The sequence below is a fragment of the Undibacterium sp. RTI2.2 genome, assembly GCF_035018705.1.
Classification (GTDB): Bacteria; Pseudomonadota; Gammaproteobacteria; order Burkholderiales; family Burkholderiaceae_D; genus Undibacterium.
Window position 1 is genome coordinate 1 of record NZ_JASJXN010000128.1, and the last position, 666, is coordinate 666.

General features: G+C 51.1%; 1 protein-coding gene. It reads left to right on the forward strand.

The window, feature by feature from the left end; genetic code table 11:
- Positions 1-58: 58 nt before the first annotated feature.
- Positions 59-666 (forward strand): IS21-like element helper ATPase IstB (istB, locus tag QN395_RS21395; protein WP_323493054.1); only part of this gene is annotated, 608 nt, incomplete at its 3' end.

The window sequence follows — 666 nt, forward strand, 5'->3', positions numbered from 1 at the left end:
TTGACGATGGAACCTCTGGCGAACTGCCACCGTTATGATTATTTGCTGGGAGCGGCCAATGTCCACTGACCACGCTACCAGTTTAAAAACACTGCAACTCTATGGGATGGCTTTGGCATGGAGTGAGCTGCAGGCAGAAAAGCCCAGGCAAGCACATCGACCTGAAAGCTGGATGGAGCGGTTAATCCATGCAGAACAAACCGATAGGCAACTCAAGAGCTTACGCTATCAACTCAAAACAGCACGCTTCCCGATTCACCGTGACTTAACTGGCATTAACTGGGCAGAGACTCCCTTATCGCAAACAGTGGTTGAGCAATTGGCGACCGCAGGATTTATGGAAACAGCGCACAACCTAATTCTGGTGGGTGGTACTGGCACCGGCAAGTCGCATTTGGCCACTGCCATCGGTGTCGCGGCAATCCATCATGGCAAGCGGGTGCGTTTCTTTAATGCGGTCGATCTGGTCAACCAGTTGGAACGAGAGAAGAGTCAGGGAAAGGTCGGCAATCTGGCGAAACAGCTCTGCCTGATGGACGCTGTCATTTTAGATGAGCTGGGATATTTGCCGTTTCCCGCTTCTGGAGGTGCATTGCTGTTCCATCTGATCAGCCATCTCTATGAAAAAACCTCGCTCATCATTACGACCAATTTGTCATTCGGCGA